At 49.6% G+C, this 14,074-nt stretch carries 15 protein-coding genes and 1 other annotated feature; of the genes, 8 read left to right on the top strand and 7 right to left on the bottom strand.

Going from position 1 to position 14,074, the window contains the following annotated elements:
- Nucleotides 1-317: 317 nt before the first annotated feature.
- From clpB to rluD, 3 genes are all read right to left on the bottom strand, one after another.
- The gene (gene clpB, locus FEK47_RS20870) at nt 318-2,891 is read right to left on the bottom strand and encodes an ATP-dependent chaperone ClpB (protein WP_135487414.1); all 2,574 of its coding nucleotides are present in this window, start codon (nt 2,889-2,891) and stop codon (nt 318-320) included.
- A 129-nt stretch (nt 2,892-3,020) separates the two neighbouring features.
- Nucleotides 3,021-3,752 (bottom strand): purine nucleoside phosphorylase YfiH, encoded by a 732-nt coding sequence (gene yfiH / locus FEK47_RS20865; RefSeq protein ID WP_135487413.1) that lies wholly within the window; start codon nt 3,750-3,752, stop codon nt 3,021-3,023.
- On the bottom strand, nt 3,749-4,729 hold the full coding sequence (gene rluD, locus FEK47_RS20860; RefSeq protein WP_115438707.1) for a 23S rRNA pseudouridine(1911/1915/1917) synthase RluD: 981 nt from the start codon (nt 4,727-4,729) through the stop codon (nt 3,749-3,751). The genes yfiH and rluD overlap by 4 nt, the downstream gene beginning before the upstream one ends.
- A gap of 134 nt (nt 4,730-4,863) precedes the next feature.
- Here rluD and bamD point away from each other — a divergent pair, with 134 nt between their 5' ends.
- The 4 genes from bamD (at nt 4,864) to pheA (ending at nt 7,624) form a co-directional block, all read left to right on the top strand.
- Nucleotides 4,864-5,601 carry an outer membrane protein assembly factor BamD gene (bamD, locus tag FEK47_RS20855; protein WP_000197686.1) on the top strand — a complete coding sequence of 246 codons (738 nt, stop codon included), beginning with the start codon at nt 4,864-4,866 and terminating at the stop codon, nt 5,599-5,601.
- 270 nt (nt 5,602-5,871) lie between these two features.
- Entirely contained in the window at nt 5,872-6,213 is a 342-nt protein-coding gene (raiA, locus tag FEK47_RS20850) for a ribosome-associated translation inhibitor RaiA (RefSeq protein WP_000178461.1), read from the top strand.
- A 102-nt stretch (nt 6,214-6,315) separates the two neighbouring features.
- Nucleotides 6,316-6,441, top strand: a sequence feature (Phe leader region).
- Entirely contained in the window at nt 6,317-6,364 is a 48-nt protein-coding gene (gene pheL, locus FEK47_RS20845; protein ID WP_100229775.1) for a pheA operon leader peptide PheL, read from the top strand. It overlaps the preceding feature by 48 nt.
- Before the next feature lie 22 nt (nt 6,442-6,463).
- The gene (gene pheA / locus FEK47_RS20840; protein ID WP_130208153.1) at nt 6,464-7,624 is read left to right on the top strand and encodes a bifunctional chorismate mutase/prephenate dehydratase; all 1,161 of its coding nucleotides are present in this window, start codon (nt 6,464-6,466) and stop codon (nt 7,622-7,624) included.
- A 41-nt stretch (nt 7,625-7,665) separates the two neighbouring features.
- Here pheA and tyrA read toward each other — a convergent pair whose 3' ends face one another.
- Both tyrA and aroF read right to left on the bottom strand, forming a co-directional pair.
- On the bottom strand, nt 7,666-8,787 hold the full coding sequence (tyrA, locus tag FEK47_RS20835) for a bifunctional chorismate mutase/prephenate dehydrogenase (RefSeq protein WP_135403821.1): 1,122 nt from the start codon (nt 8,785-8,787) through the stop codon (nt 7,666-7,668).
- A 10-nt stretch (nt 8,788-8,797) separates the two neighbouring features.
- Nucleotides 8,798-9,868 (bottom strand): 3-deoxy-7-phosphoheptulonate synthase AroF, encoded by a 1,071-nt coding sequence (gene aroF / locus FEK47_RS20830; RefSeq protein WP_130217289.1) that lies wholly within the window; start codon nt 9,866-9,868, stop codon nt 8,798-8,800.
- A gap of 211 nt (nt 9,869-10,079) precedes the next feature.
- On the opposite strand from aroF, the gene FEK47_RS20825 reads away from it, so the two are divergent.
- The 4 genes from FEK47_RS20825 to FEK47_RS20810 all read left to right on the top strand — a co-directional run bounded on the left by FEK47_RS20825 (nt 10,080) and on the right by FEK47_RS20810 (nt 12,825).
- Nucleotides 10,080-10,442, top strand: coding sequence for a DUF2799 domain-containing protein (locus FEK47_RS20825; RefSeq protein WP_135487412.1), 363 nt, complete (start codon nt 10,080-10,082; stop codon nt 10,440-10,442).
- A 150-nt stretch (nt 10,443-10,592) separates the two neighbouring features.
- Nucleotides 10,593-11,111 carry a YfiR family protein gene (locus tag FEK47_RS20820; RefSeq protein ID WP_130221575.1) on the top strand — a complete coding sequence of 173 codons (519 nt, stop codon included), beginning with the start codon at nt 10,593-10,595 and terminating at the stop codon, nt 11,109-11,111.
- Nucleotides 11,104-12,327, top strand: a complete 1,224-nt coding sequence (dgcN, locus tag FEK47_RS20815; protein ID WP_130217283.1) for a diguanylate cyclase DgcN — start codon at nt 11,104-11,106, stop codon at nt 12,325-12,327. The genes FEK47_RS20820 and dgcN overlap by 8 nt, the downstream gene beginning before the upstream one ends.
- A 15-nt stretch (nt 12,328-12,342) precedes the next feature.
- On the top strand, nt 12,343-12,825 hold the full coding sequence (locus tag FEK47_RS20810) for an OmpA family protein (RefSeq protein ID WP_064529888.1): 483 nt from the start codon (nt 12,343-12,345) through the stop codon (nt 12,823-12,825).
- Nucleotides 12,826-12,901: 76 nt separating this feature from the next.
- On the opposite strand, the gene rplS is transcribed toward FEK47_RS20810, so the two are convergent.
- Nucleotides 12,902-13,249: a 50S ribosomal protein L19 gene (rplS, locus tag FEK47_RS20805; RefSeq protein ID WP_000065253.1), complete on the bottom strand. Its 348-nt coding sequence runs from the start codon at nt 13,247-13,249 to the stop codon at nt 12,902-12,904.
- Between the two features lie 41 nt (nt 13,250-13,290).
- A complete protein-coding gene (gene trmD / locus FEK47_RS20800; protein WP_000264781.1) occupies nt 13,291-14,058 on the bottom strand; it encodes a tRNA (guanosine(37)-N1)-methyltransferase TrmD in 768 nt (255 codons plus the stop codon).
- Nucleotides 14,059-14,074: the final 16 nt, after the last annotated feature.

Below are 14,074 nucleotides of genomic sequence, written 5' to 3'. Positions count from 1 at the left end.
TGTTAAAGAGCAGTTGCGACGCGGCTTTCAGCTCACTGTCGCGAGGTGGCGTATATTACGCTTTCCTCTTTCAGAGTCAAGCGTTTATTTTCGCTTTTCTCTGCCGGAATTCTCAGGAGAATCCCGCTGACCCGGCGGCATGTTTGCCGTTGTTCCGTGTCAGTGGTGGCGCATTATAGGGAGTTATTCTGAAGAGACAAGCGGAAAATATAAAAAATTTATCGTTCGTTCAATTCTTAAGCAAAACACCTTAAAAACGACCATTTCCGGTTGGAAATTAGACAAAAAGCGAGCCCCGAAGGGCTCGCTTTTCTTATTTACTGGACGGCGACAATCCGGTCTTCATTAACTTCCAGGCGAATAACTTTACCCGGAACCAATTCACCAGACAGTATTTGCTGTGCCAGCGGGTTTTCGATCTGCTGCTGGATAGCACGTTTCAGAGGACGTGCACCATAGACCGGATCGTAACCGTTCTCGCTCAGCAGTTTCAGCGCCTCGTCAGAAATGTGGATTTCATAACCACGTTCTTCCAGACGTTTGTATAGACGTTTCAACTGAATCTGCGCAATCGACGCAATGTGCTGTTCACCCAGCGGATGGAAGACCACCACTTCATCGATACGGTTAATGAATTCCGGACGGAAGTTATGGCTTACCACACCGAGCACCAGCTCTTTCATGCGCGCATAATCCAGTTCACCAAAGCGTTCCTGAATCAGATCAGAACCGAGGTTAGAAGTCATAATGACCACCGTATTACGGAAGTCGACCGTTCTCCCCTGCCCGTCAGTCAAACGCCCATCATCCAGTACCTGCAACAGAATGTTGAAGACATCCGGATGCGCTTTTTCCACTTCATCCAGCAGGATGACGGAATACGGACGACGACGCACCGCTTCGGTCAGGTAGCCACCTTCTTCATAACCGACATATCCCGGAGGCGCACCAACCAGACGAGACACCGAGTGTTTCTCCATAAACTCGGACATATCGATACGAACCATCGCCTCGTCACTATCGAACATAAAGTTCGCCAGCGCCTTACAAAGTTCGGTTTTACCCACACCAGTTGGGCCGAGGAACAGGAATGAACCAATCGGGCGATTTGGATCCGCAAGCCCCGCACGGCTACGACGAATAGCGTTAGATACCGCATCAACCGCTTCGTTCTGACCAATAACGCGCTGGTGCAGTTCTTGCTCCATACGCAGCAGTTTTTCGCGCTCGCTTTCCATCATGCGAGAAACCGGAATCCCCGTCCAACGCGCCAGCACTTCAGCAATTTCGGCGTCGGTCACTTTATTACGCAACAGACGCATAGTTTTACCTTCGAGCTGCGTTGCGGCTTCCAGTTGCTTTTCCAGTTCCGGGATTTTGCCGTATTGCAGTTCAGACATCCGCGCCAGGTCACCTACACGGCGAGCCTGTTCAATGGCGATTTTTGCCTGCTCCAGTTCCGCTTTAATGGTCTGCGTACCAGAGAGCGACGCTTTCTCTGCTTTCCACTCTTCTTCTAACTCGGAGTACTGACGTTCTTTGTCGCTCAGTTCTTCGTTGAGCATATCCAGGCGTTTTTTACTGGCTTCATCAGACTCTTTCATTAACGCCTGTTGTTCCAGTTTGAGCTGGATGATACGACGATCGAGTCGGTCGAGTTCTTCTGGTTTTGAGTCAATCTGCATACGAATGCTGGATGCTGCTTCATCGATCAGGTCAATGGCCTTATCCGGCAGCTGACGGTCAGCAATGTAGCGATGAGACAACGTCGCCGCTGCAACAATTGCCGGGTCAGTAATTTGCACATGGTGGTGCAGCTCGTAACGTTCTTTCAGGCCACGCAGAATAGCAATGGTGTCTTCAACAGAAGGCTCGGCAACAAACACTTTCTGGAAGCGACGTTCCAACGCAGCATCTTTTTCGATGTACTGGCGATATTCGTCCAGCGTCGTAGCACCCACACAGTGCAGCTCACCACGTGCCAGTGCCGGTTTCAGCATATTCCCGGCGTCCATTGCGCCATCGGCTTTACCTGCGCCAACCATAGTATGTAATTCGTCGATAAACAGGATGACGTTGCCTTCCTGTTTGGAGAGATCGTTAAGCACGCCTTTTAAACGTTCTTCAAACTCACCGCGATATTTCGCCCCAGCCACCAGCGCGCCCATATCCAGCGCCAGTACGCGGCGGCCTTTCAGCCCTTCCGGCACTTCGCCATTGATAATACGCTGCGCCAGACCTTCAACGATGGCAGTTTTACCAACACCAGGTTCACCAATCAGCACCGGGTTATTTTTAGTACGACGTTGCAGTACCTGAATGGTACGGCGAATTTCTTCATCACGACCAATCACCGGATCGAGTTTGCCTTGTTCGGCTCGTTCGGTAAGGTCGATGGTGTATTTTTTCAAAGCCTGACGTTGGTCTTCAGCTCCTTGATCGTTCACGCTTTCACCTCCGCGCATTTGTTCAATCGCTTGAGTAATGTTGGCGTTGGTCGCCCCTGCTGCTTTCAGGATATCGGCCAGCGTGCCGCGAGACTCAAGTGCCGCCAGGACGAACAGTTCTGACGAGATAAAGTTATCACCACGTTTTTGCGCCAGCTTGTCGCAAAGATTAAGAACGCGCACCAGATCCTGTGACGGCTGGACATCGCCACCTGTACCTTCAACCTGTGGTAAACGGGTTAATGCCTGAGTGATATCTGTGCGCAACTGGCCAGCATTGATGCCAGCAGATGTTAATAAAGGACTAACCGAACCCCCTTCCTGATTCAGCAGGGCGCTCATTAAATGAAGTGGTTCGATGAATTGGTTGTCGTGCCCGAGTGCAAGTGATTGGGCATCGGCAAGAGCAAGCTGGAATTTATTAGTAAGACGATCCAGACGCATAACTCCTCCCATAACGGATCAAAGTTGCTACTGGAGATTAAATGAGGTCATCCCTCAATTATTCAAGGTTATTGACCAGATTAATGTGAAAAGAAAATCACGCGTACCGGATCGTCTTGATTCTTTAGGTTATATCAGCCAAATGAAACTTGCCATACGACCGGTGGTCTTGTCGCGACGATAAGAGAAGAAAGTCTCATTTTCCGTATATGTACAACGGTCACCGCCGAAAATTTGTTCAACACCAACGCTCGCCAGACGCTGCCGGGCAAGCTGATAAATATCCGCCAGATACTTATCACCATGCTGAATGAAAGCTGTACTCGCTTTGGCGTCTACTGCCATAAACGCCTCGCGAACCTCCGGCCCCACTTCAAACGCGCGTGGACCAATTGCCGGCCCCAACCAGGCAAGAATGTTTTCGGGCTTATCGGCAAAGCAGGAAACCGTCTCTTCCAGAACGCCAGCGCACAATCCGCGCCAGCCTGCATGGGCAGCCGCGACTTCCGTTCCTGCCCGATTGCAAAACAGCACAGGCAGGCAATCGGCTGTCATTACGGCACAAACCGTGCCGGGTGTGTTGCTATACGAGGCATCCGCCCGTTTTGAGGTATAAGGTTCGCCAGTAAGCTTAAGCACATCTTTGCCGTGTACCTGCTCAAGCCAGACCGGTTTTGAAGGCAAATTACCCGCAGCAAAAAGCCGCTTGCGATTTTCCTCGACGTGCTCCGGGTTATCACCACAATGAGCACCGAGGTTGAGCGAGTCGTAGGGCGGCAAGCTCACGCCGCCGATACGGGTAGAGCTACAGGCCGCAACACCTTTTGGCAGCGGCCACTGCGGGACAATCAGCTTACTCATAACCAGTCCACTTCATCCTTATGCTCTTCGAAATCGGCGCGCATCACCTCAATCAGCTCCACCATATCTTGCGGAATAGGCGCATGCCATTCCATTTCGATGCCGGAGATCGGGTGATAAAGACGCAGCATGGTTGCATGTAGCGCCTGGCGGTCAAACTTACGCAGCGTGGAGATAAACGCTTCCGAAGCACCTTTTGGCGGACGCGGACGGCCACCATAAACCGGATCGCCCACCAGCGGATGGGTGATATGGGCCATATGCACGCGGATCTGGTGCGTACGTCCAGTTTCCAGACGCAGCCGCAGACGCGTGTGCACACGGAAGTGTTCCATAATGCGATAATGAGTGACCGCCGGTTTGCCCATTGGATGCACCGCCATATGAGTTCGTTTGGTCGGATGGCGGCTGATTGGCTCATCCACCGTGCCACCAGCAGTCATATGACCAATTGCTACCGCTTCATACTCACGAGTAATTTCACGTCGTTGCAGAGATTCCACCAGGCGCGTCTGGGCTGGAACGGTTTTTGCCACAACCATCAGGCCAGTGGTGTCTTTATCCAGACGATGGACAATACCTGCACGCGGTACATCGGCAATGGGTGGATAGTAATGAAGCAACGCATTCAATACCGTGCCATCCGGGTTACCCGCGCCAGGATGTACCACCAGGTCGCGCGGTTTATTAATGACGATGATGTCTTCATCTTCATAGACGATATCCAGCGGGATATCCTGCGGTTCAAAACGCGCTTCTTCTTCAATCTCGGCGTTGATGGCCACCAGCTCGCCACCTAATACTTTTTCTTTCGGCTTATCACAAACTTTGCCGTTAACCAGCACGCGCTGGTCGAGGATCCATTCTTTTATTCGCGAACGTGAATAATCCGGGAACATTTCGGCTAAAGCCTGATCTAAGCGTTGACCGAGTTGGTTTTCGGACACTGTTGCAGTGAGTTCTACTCGTTGTGCCATATATACTGCTTCTTCGTTTATCGTTGGGGTTTTACGGCTTTGCCGTTTAATATAGTGTGCTATTGTAGCTGGTCTTAACCGGGAGCAGGAACAGAGAATCTCCCGTATTACATTTTGAGGAAAGTCAAAACGTCATGACGCGCATGAAATATCTGGTGGCAGCCGCCACACTAAGCCTGTTTTTGGCGGGTTGCTCGGGGTCAAAGGAAGAAGTACCTGATAATCCGCCAAATGAAATTTACGCGACTGCACAACAAAAGCTGCAGGACGGTAACTGGAGACAGGCAATAACGCAACTGGAAGCGTTAGATAATCGCTATCCGTTTGGTCCGTATTCGCAGCAGGTGCAGCTGGATCTCATCTACGCCTACTATAAAAACGCCGATCTGCCGTTAGCACAGGCTGCCATCGATCGTTTTATTCGCCTCAACCCGACCCATCCGAATATCGATTATGTCATGTACATGCGTGGCCTGACCAATATGGCGCTGGATGACAGTGCGCTGCAAGGGTTCTTTGGCGTTGACCGTAGCGATCGCGATCCTCAACATGCTCGAGCTGCATTTAGTGACTTTTCCAAACTGGTACGCGGCTATCCAAACAGCCAGTACACCACTGATGCAACCAAACGTCTGGTGTTCCTGAAAGATCGTCTGGCGAAATATGAATACTCCGTTGCAGAGTACTACACCGAACGTGGCGCATGGGTTGCCGTCGTCAACCGCGTCGAAGGCATGCTGCGTGACTACCCGGATACCCAGGCTACGCGTGATGCGCTGCCGCTGATGGAAAATGCTTACCGCCAGATGCAGATGAACGCTCAGGCTGAAAAAGTCGCGAAAATTATTGCCGCTAACAGCAGCAACACTTAACTGGTGTGATATACGCAAAACGGCAGCCCTGGAGCTGCCGTTTTTTTATTCGATTTGAACGCTAACTAAAGCGATTCAGTCGCGACTGATCCTATCAAATATGGCTCGCTTTGAGACATTCCTCAAGTAAAAAAACACCTCTTCCTGCGATTTCTCACAAAAAAACTTCGTTGACAAAAAGTGACAAAATTATGAGATTTTCATCACACATTTTGACATCAGGAGCGGTATGCTGAATTCACCAAGACGGGAAGACAAGAGGTAAAATTTATGACAATGAACATTACCAGCAAACAAATGGAAATTACTCCGGCAATCCGCCAACATGTCGAAGACCGTCTCGCCAAACTGGAAAAATGGCAAACGCACCTGATTAATCCGCATATCATTCTGTCCAAGGAACCACAAGGGTTCGTTGCTGACGCCACTATCAATACACCTAACGGCGTTCTGGTTGCCAGTGGTAAACATGAAGATATGTACACTGCAATTAACGAATTGATCAACAAGCTGGAACGGCAGCTCAATAAACTGCAGCACAAAGGCGAAGCACGTCGTGCCGCAACGTCGGTGAAAGACGCCAACTTCGTCGAAGAAGTTGAAGAAGAGTAGTCCTTTATATTGAGTGTATCGCCAACGCGCCTTCGGGCGCGTTTTTTGTTGACAGCATGAAAACAGTACGGGTACTGTACTGAAGTTGCTTAAGGAAACAAACATGAAACAAACGCCGTTTTTCTTCGCATTCTTTTTTACCTTCCCCTGAATGGGAGGCGTTTCGTCGTGTGAAACAGAATGCGAAGACGAACAATAAGGCCTCCCAAATCGGGAGGCCTTTTTTATTGATAACAAAAAAGGCAACACTATGACATCGGAAAACCCGTTACTGGCGCTGCGCGAGAAAATTAGCACGCTGGACGAAAAATTGCTGGCGTTACTGGCAGAGCGGCGCGAGCTAGCCGTTGAGGTGGGAAAAGCCAAACTGCTTTCTCATCGCCCGGTACGTGATATCGATCGTGAGCGCGATTTGCTGGAAAGATTAATTACGCTTGGTAAGACACACCATCTGGATGCCCACTACATTACTCGCCTGTTCCAGCTCATCATTGAAGATTCCGTATTAACTCAGCAGGCTTTACTCCAGCAGCATCTCAATAAAATTAATCCGCACTCAGCCCGCATTGCTTTTCTCGGGCCCAAAGGCTCTTATTCACATCTTGCGGCGCGCCAGTACGCTGCCCGTCACTTTGAGCAATTCATTGAAAGCGGCTGCGCCAAATTTGCCGATATTTTTAATCAGGTGGAAACCGGTCAGGCCGACTATGCCGTCGTACCGATCGAAAACACCAGCTCCGGTGCCATAAACGACGTTTACGATCTGCTGCAACATACCAGCTTGTCGATTGTTGGCGAGATGACGTTAACTATCGACCATTGTTTGCTGGTTTCCGGCACCACCGATTTATCGACTATCAACACGGTCTACAGCCACCCGCAGCCGTTCCAGCAATGCAGCAAATTCCTTAACCGTTACCCGCACTGGAAGATTGAATATACCGAGAGTACGTCTGCGGCAATGGAAAAAGTTGCACAGGCAAAATCACCACATGTCGCTGCGCTGGGGAGCGAAGCTGGCGGTTCCTTGTACGGTTTACAGGTACTGGAGCGCATTGAGGCGAATCAACGACAAAACTTCACCCGATTTGTGGTGCTGGCACGTAAAGCCATTAACGTGTCTGACCAGGTTCCGGCAAAAACCACACTGTTAATGGCTACCGGACAACAAGCTGGTGCTCTGGTTGAAGCGTTGCTGGTATTGCGCAACCACAATCTGATTATGACCCGTCTGGAATCACGCCCGATTCACGGTAATCCGTGGGAAGAGATGTTTTATCTGGATATTCAGGCCAATCTTGAATCCGTGGAAATGCAAAAGGCGTTAAAAGAGTTAGGGGAAATCACCCGTTCAATGAAGGTATTGGGCTGTTACCCAAGTGAAAACGTAGTGCCTGTTGATCCAACCTGATGAAAAAAGCCGGATGATGTGAATCATCCGGCACAGGGTTATTACTGGCGGCTATCGTTCGCCTGACGCAATAATACGCGGCTTTCATTCTGGAAGCGTTGTGCGTAATCGCCGAACCAGTGCTCCACCTTGCGGAAGCTGTCAATAAACGCCTGCTTATCGCCCTGCTCCAGCAACTCAATCGCCTCACCAAAACGCTTATAGTAACGTTTGATCAACGCCAGATTACGTTCTGAAGACATAATAATATCGGCATAAAGCTGCGGATCCTGGGCAAACAGTCGCCCGACCATCGCCAGCTCAAGACGATATATGGGCGAAGAGAGTGCCAGAAGCTGCTCAAGCTGAACATTTTCTTCTGCCAGATGCAGGCCATAAGCAAAAGTGGCAAAGTGGCGCAACGCCTGGATAAACGCCATATTCTGATCATGTTCGACGGCGCTAATGCGATGCAGTCGCGCGCCCCAGACCTGAATTTGTTCAAGAAACCATTGGTACGCTTCTGGCTGACGTCCATCACACCAGACCACGACCTGCTTCGCCAGGCTGCCGCTATCCGGACCAAACATCGGGTGAAGCCCCAGCACTGGACCATCATGCGCCGCCAGCATGGCCTGTAAAGGCCCATTTTTCACTGATGCCAGATCGACCAGAATACAGTCTTGCGGTAAACGTGGTAATTTGCCGATAACTTGTTCTGTAACATGAATCGGCACGCTGACAATCACCATACCGGCATCGGCAACAATCTCAGCCGCGCGATCCCAGTCATGTTGCTCCAGAATCCGCACCTGATAGCCAGAGAGCGTCAACATCTTCTCGAACAAGCGCCCCATCTGACCGCCGCCACCAACAATAACTACTGGACGTAGTGAAGGACAAAGCGTTTTAAATCCTTTGTCGTTTTCGCTGGAGTAGGACTCACGCATTACCCGACGCAGAACATCTTCAATCAGATCTGGCGGAACGCCGAGGGCTTCCGCCTCTGCGCGCCGCGAGGCCAGCATGGATGCCTCGCGCTCCGGTACATAAATGGGCAACCCAAAGCGGCTTTTCACCTCACCGACTTCAGCAACCAGCTCCAGACGCTTTGCTAATAAATTCAGCAGCTCTTTATCGACTTCATCAATTTGATCGCGTAATGCGGTCAACTCAGCAACCATAATAAACCTCTTAAGCCACGCGTGCCGTCAGCTGCCCATTCAGATCCTGATGAATTTCACGCAGCAAGGCATCGGTCATTTCCCAGCTTATGCAGGCATCTGTTACGGATACACCGTATTTCATTTCACTGCGCGGTTGCTCGGAAGACTGATTGCCTTCGTGGATGTTACTTTCGATCATCAGACCAATAATTGAGCGATTGCCATCTTTAATTTGGGCAACCACGGATTCTGCCACCGCAGGCTGACGGCGATAATCTTTATTGGAATTACCGTGGCTGCAATCTACCATCAGTGAGGGGCGCAGTCCCGCCTGTTCCATCTCTTTTTCACATTGCGCGACATCCGCCGGGCTATAGTTCGGTGCTTTTCCGCCACGCAGGATCACATGTCCGTCCGGATTACCCTGAGTTTGTAGCAGCGCCACCTGTCCTGCCTGATTAATACCAACAAAGCGATGCGGTTGTGCAGCGGCACGCATAGCATTGATTGCCGTTGCCAGACTGCCATCAGTGCCGTTTTTAAAACCAACCGGCATGGAAAGCCCGGATGCCATTTCACGGTGCGTTTGCGATTCCGTGGTACGAGCACCAATTGCCGACCAGCTAAATAGATCACCCAAATATTGCGGGCTGTTTGGATCTAACGCTTCCGTCGCCAACGGTAATCCCATATCTACCAGTTCCAACAGCAACTTACGTGCAATCTTTAATCCTGTTTCAACATCAAAGGAGCCATCCATATGTGGATCGTTAATCAACCCTTTCCAGCCGACAGTGGTACGGGGCTTTTCAAAATAGACGCGCATCACCAAATAGAGGCTATCGCTGACCTCTGCGGCAAGGGCTTTAAATCGACGAGCATATTCCAGTGCAGTTTCAGGATCATGAATGGAACAAGGACCACACACCACCAGCAGCCGGGGATCGCGCCCGGCGATGATATCTGAAATAGTTTTACGCGAATCAGCAATCTGGGCCTCTTGTTGTCGGCTTAATGGAAAAGCTGCCTTCAACTGTTCCGGGGTCATCAGAACCTGTTCGTCGGTAATATGTACGTTGTTCAGCGCGTCTTTTTGCATGATGGCGATCCTGTTTATGCTCGTTTGCGATAGTTGATCCTCAGCGAGGATGACGCAACGATACCACAACGAGTAAAGATTTCAATCCATATTTCGTAAATAATAGTTTACACAAGCAATTCATATACGTTTTGACCACCAATAGATGTACAAATAAATTTACACACACAATAAAAACAATCCGCTATGCTTTGAAAAAGGAGAAAAAACAATGAAACACTTTATCGCCTCTTTGTTAGCTTTGGTTGTTAGCGGCTGTCAGATTGATCCCTATACTCACGCACCAACCTTGACCAGTACTGACTGGTATGATGTTGGTATGGAAGATGCGATATCAGGCGTTGCTATAAAAAATGACGATGCTTTTAACGATTCACAGGCTGATCGGGGGATATATCTTAAAGGATATGCCGAAGGGCAAAAGAAAACCTGCCAGGTCGATTTTACTTATGCCCGAGGGCTTTCCGGTAAAAGTTTCCCTGCCAGCTGCAACAATGTAGAAAATGCCAGCCAATTGCATGAAGTATGGCAAAAAGGAGCTGAGGAAAATGCCCGCACGATGAGACTTAATTAATTTAAATCCCACCACAAAATTAATCATAAGATTTAACTTATTCGATTTTTAATTCTCTTCTGGATGACGACCACACAAAAGAATGATATTTTAATGAACATTCTGAAAAATTTTCGATACGTTTCGAGCGAAGATGGTGAGGATCCCTGAATGCGCTTTTCTCACCTACTGTTCTTACTGCTGCTATTCCTTCTGGCAGGCGCGCCATTACTCGCTCAGGAAACCACTGACGTTGCGAAAAATGTGCGTTTAATGGTTTCCGGTATCGTAAGCTACACTCGCTGGCCGACGGTATCTGGTCCGCCAAGACTATGTATTTTTTCATCTTCACGATTTAGCACCGCCCTGCAAGAGAAAGGTGCGACGCCTTTGCCTTATCTGCCTGTCATCGTTAACAACAAACAAGAGGCGATGATTTCAGGCTGCAATGGTTTTTATTTCGGCAGCGAGTCACCGACATTCCAGACAGAATTAATCGAACAATATCCGTCTAAGGCGTTATTATTAATTGCCGAACAAAATACCGAGTGCATTATTGGCAGCGCATTTTGTCTGGTCATCAACAATAATAACGTCAGGTTTGCCGTAAACTTGGATGCCTTATCGCGTAGTGGTGTTAAGGTCAACCCGGATGTCTTAATGCTCGCACGGAAGAAAAACGATGGATAACGATAATTCTCTTCATAAGCGCCCCACGTTTAAAAGAGCATTACGCAACATCAGCATGACCAGCATATTTATCACTATGACGCTGATCTGGCTGCTGCTTTCCGTGACGTCAGTACTAACCCTGAAACAATACGCGCAAAAAAATCTGGCACTAACCGCTGCAACAATGACTTACAGCCTGGAAGCTGCGGTCGTTTTTGCCGATGGTCCTGCAGCAACAGAAACTCTGGCCGCACTAGGTCAGCAAGGCCAATTTTCAACCGCAGAAGTGCGTGATAATCAGCAAAACATTATTGCCTCCTGGCACTACACTGCCAGAGAACCGGGAGATACCTTCAGTAATTTCATTAGCCACTGGCTCTTTCCGGCTCCCGTCATTCAGCCGATTCGCCACAATGGCGAAACCATTGGCGAAGTGCAGTTAACCGCACGCGACAGCTCAATTAGCCATTTTATCTGGTTTTCACTCGCTGTCCTGACTGCATGTATTCTGCTGGCATCAGGCATCGCGATTACCCTCACCCGCCATTTGCACAATGGTCTGGTTGAAGCGTTAAAAAACATCACCGATGTCGTACATGATGTGCGTTCCAACCGCAATTTTTCCCGACGAGTTTCGGAAGAGCGTATCGCAGAGTTTCACCGCTTCGCTCTCGACTTCAACAGTCTGCTGGATGAAATGGAAGAGTGGCAGCTTCGTTTACAGGCCAAAAATGCGCAGCTTCTACGTACCGCGCTACATGACCCATTAACCGGGCTGGCTAACCGCGCAGCGTTTCGTAGCGGCATCAACACGTTGATGAACAGTTCCGATGCCCGAAAAACGTCGGCATTACTGTTTCTTGATGGCGATAATTTCAAATATATCAATGATACCTGGGGTCATGCGACGGGAGATCAGGTCTTGATTGAAGTGGCAAAACGATTAGCTGAATTTGGTGGGCTGCGACATCAGGCATACCGCATTGGCGGCGATGAATTCGCTATGGTCCTCTATGGCGTGCAGTCGGAATCTGAAGTGCAGCGGATTTGCACGGCACTGACACAAATTTTTAATCGACCATTCGATCTTAATAATGGCCATCAAACCACTATGACATTAAGCATTGGTTACGCGATGACCATTGAGCACGTCTCCGCCGAAAAATTACAAGAGCTGGCCGACCATAATATGTATCAGGCCAAACACCAGCGCGCTAAAAAGCTGGTGAAATAACAAGGAAATATCTACATGATAAAGCAACTGGTAGTTCCCCTGGTGTTCTCTTCACTGATACTGACTGGCTGCCAGTCACCACAAGGGAAGTTTACTCCAGAACAAGTCGCCGCTATGCAGTCTTATGGTTTTACTGAATCCGCTGGCGACTGGTCGCTGGGCTTATCTGATACCATTCTGTTTGCTAAAAATGACTACAAACTGCTCCCGGAAAGTCAGCAACAGATCCAGACCATGGCCGCAAAACTGACCTCCACAGGCTTAACCCATGCCCGTATGGATGGACATACCGACAATTACGGCGAGGACAGTTACAACGAAGCTTTATCGCTGAAGCGGGCAAATGTCGTCGCCGATGCGTGGGCAGAAGGTGGACAAATTCCTCGCAGCAATCTCACCACTCAGGGCTTAGGGAAAAAATACCCCATCGCCAGTAACAAGACCGCACAGGGTCGCGCCGAGAACCGTCGCGTCGCTGTGGTGATTAGTGCACCGTAAACGCAATTTCAATAAATAAAAAAAGGGCCAGCCAATTGGCCAGCCCTTCTTAACAGGATGTCGCTTAAGCGAAATCTTAGTTAAGACGCTCTTTGATACGAGCAGCCTTACCAGTACGCTCACGCAGGTAGTACAGTTTAGCTTTACGAACAGCACCACGACGTTTGACAGAAATGCTGTCAACTACCGGAGAGTGAGTCTGGAAGACACGCTCAACGCCTTCGCCGTTGGAAATTTTACGAACAGTGAATGCAGAGTGCAGACCGCGGTTACGAATAGCGATAACCACGCCCTCGAATGCCTGCAGACGTTTTTTGGAACCTTCAACAACCCATACTTTCACTTCCACGGTATCACCCGGACGGAAGGAAGGTACGTCCTGCTTCATCTGCTCTTGTTCAAGTTGCTTAATAATGTTGCTCATAATTTAATCTCTTATCCTGGGTAAACTGATATCTCGGGGGCTTACGCCATCCCATCATGTTTATGTTGCTGTTGTGCGTGTTCCGTTTTGAACTCCGCCAGCAACCTTGCTTGCTCTTCAGTCAGAGCCAGGTTTTCCAGAAGTTCAGGTCTTCTAAGCCAGGTACGGCCCAGCGACTGTTTCAAACGCCAGCGACGTATCTCGGCATGGTTGCCCGACAGTAACACTGACGGAACTTCCATCCCTTCTAACACCTCAGGCCGCGTATAGTGCGGGCAATCCAGCAATCCTTCAGCAAAGGAATCTTCCGTTGCTGAGGCTTCATGTCCCAGTACTCCCGGAATAAACCGGGAAACGGAGTCAATCAGCGTCATTGCTGGTAACTCACCACCACTGAGAACGTAGTCGCCGATTGACCATTCTTCGTCAATTTCGGTTTGGATTACGCGCTCATCTATACCTTCGTAGCGACCGCACACCAGAATCAATTTTTGATTCGTTGCCAGTTCGCTGACGCCCGCTTGATCAAGCTTGCGTCCCTGTGGTGACAGATAAATCACCTTTGCGCCTTCACCCGCCGCGGCTTTTGCTGCATGAATGGCGTCCCGCAAGGGTTGCACCATCATTAACATCCCCGGTCCGCCGCCGTAAGGACGATCGTCCACGGTACGGTGCCGGTCATGCGTGAAGTCGCGAGGACTCCAGCTCTGGATGCTCAGCAGGCCATTTTTAACTGCCCGGCCAGTTACCCCGTAATCGGTAATTGCGCGGAACATTTCAGGAAACAGGCTAATTATGCCAATCCACATAGCGCCGTCTTTTACC

This window comes from Escherichia sp. E3659 (assembly GCF_005781135.1).
GTDB lineage: Bacteria > Pseudomonadota > Gammaproteobacteria > Enterobacterales > Enterobacteriaceae > Escherichia.
This window is presented reverse-complemented; position numbering and strand designations above follow the sequence as displayed.

What these genes read in the sequence shown, in the direction of transcription:
- aroF (WP_130217289.1), bottom strand. Translation starts at nt 9,868, where the DNA reads ATGCAAAAAGACGCGCTGAACAACGTACATATTACCGACGAACAGGTT.
- dgcN (WP_130217283.1), top strand. Translation starts at nt 11,104, where the DNA reads ATGGATAACGATAATTCTCTTCATAAGCGCCCCACGTTTAAAAGAGCA.
- rluD (WP_115438707.1), bottom strand. Translation starts at nt 4,729, where the DNA reads ATGGCACAACGAGTAGAACTCACTGCAACAGTGTCCGAAAACCAACTC.
- trmD (WP_000264781.1), bottom strand. Translation starts at nt 14,058, where the DNA reads ATGTGGATTGGCATAATTAGCCTGTTTCCTGAAATGTTCCGCGCAATT.
- rplS (WP_000065253.1), bottom strand. Translation starts at nt 13,249, where the DNA reads ATGAGCAACATTATTAAGCAACTTGAACAAGAGCAGATGAAGCAGGAC.
- pheA (WP_130208153.1), top strand. Translation starts at nt 6,464, where the DNA reads ATGACATCGGAAAACCCGTTACTGGCGCTGCGCGAGAAAATTAGCACG.
- FEK47_RS20810 (WP_064529888.1), top strand. Translation starts at nt 12,343, where the DNA reads ATGATAAAGCAACTGGTAGTTCCCCTGGTGTTCTCTTCACTGATACTG.
- tyrA (WP_135403821.1), bottom strand. Translation starts at nt 8,787, where the DNA reads ATGGTTGCTGAGTTGACCGCATTACGCGATCAAATTGATGAAGTCGAT.
- FEK47_RS20825 (WP_135487412.1), top strand. Translation starts at nt 10,080, where the DNA reads ATGAAACACTTTATCGCCTCTTTGTTAGCTTTGGTTGTTAGCGGCTGT.
- yfiH (WP_135487413.1), bottom strand. Translation starts at nt 3,752, where the DNA reads ATGAGTAAGCTGATTGTCCCGCAGTGGCCGCTGCCAAAAGGTGTTGCG.
- clpB (WP_135487414.1), bottom strand. Translation starts at nt 2,891, where the DNA reads ATGCGTCTGGATCGTCTTACTAATAAATTCCAGCTTGCTCTTGCCGAT.
- raiA (WP_000178461.1), top strand. Translation starts at nt 5,872, where the DNA reads ATGACAATGAACATTACCAGCAAACAAATGGAAATTACTCCGGCAATC.
- bamD (WP_000197686.1), top strand. Translation starts at nt 4,864, where the DNA reads ATGACGCGCATGAAATATCTGGTGGCAGCCGCCACACTAAGCCTGTTT.
- FEK47_RS20820 (WP_130221575.1), top strand. Translation starts at nt 10,593, where the DNA reads ATGCGCTTTTCTCACCTACTGTTCTTACTGCTGCTATTCCTTCTGGCA.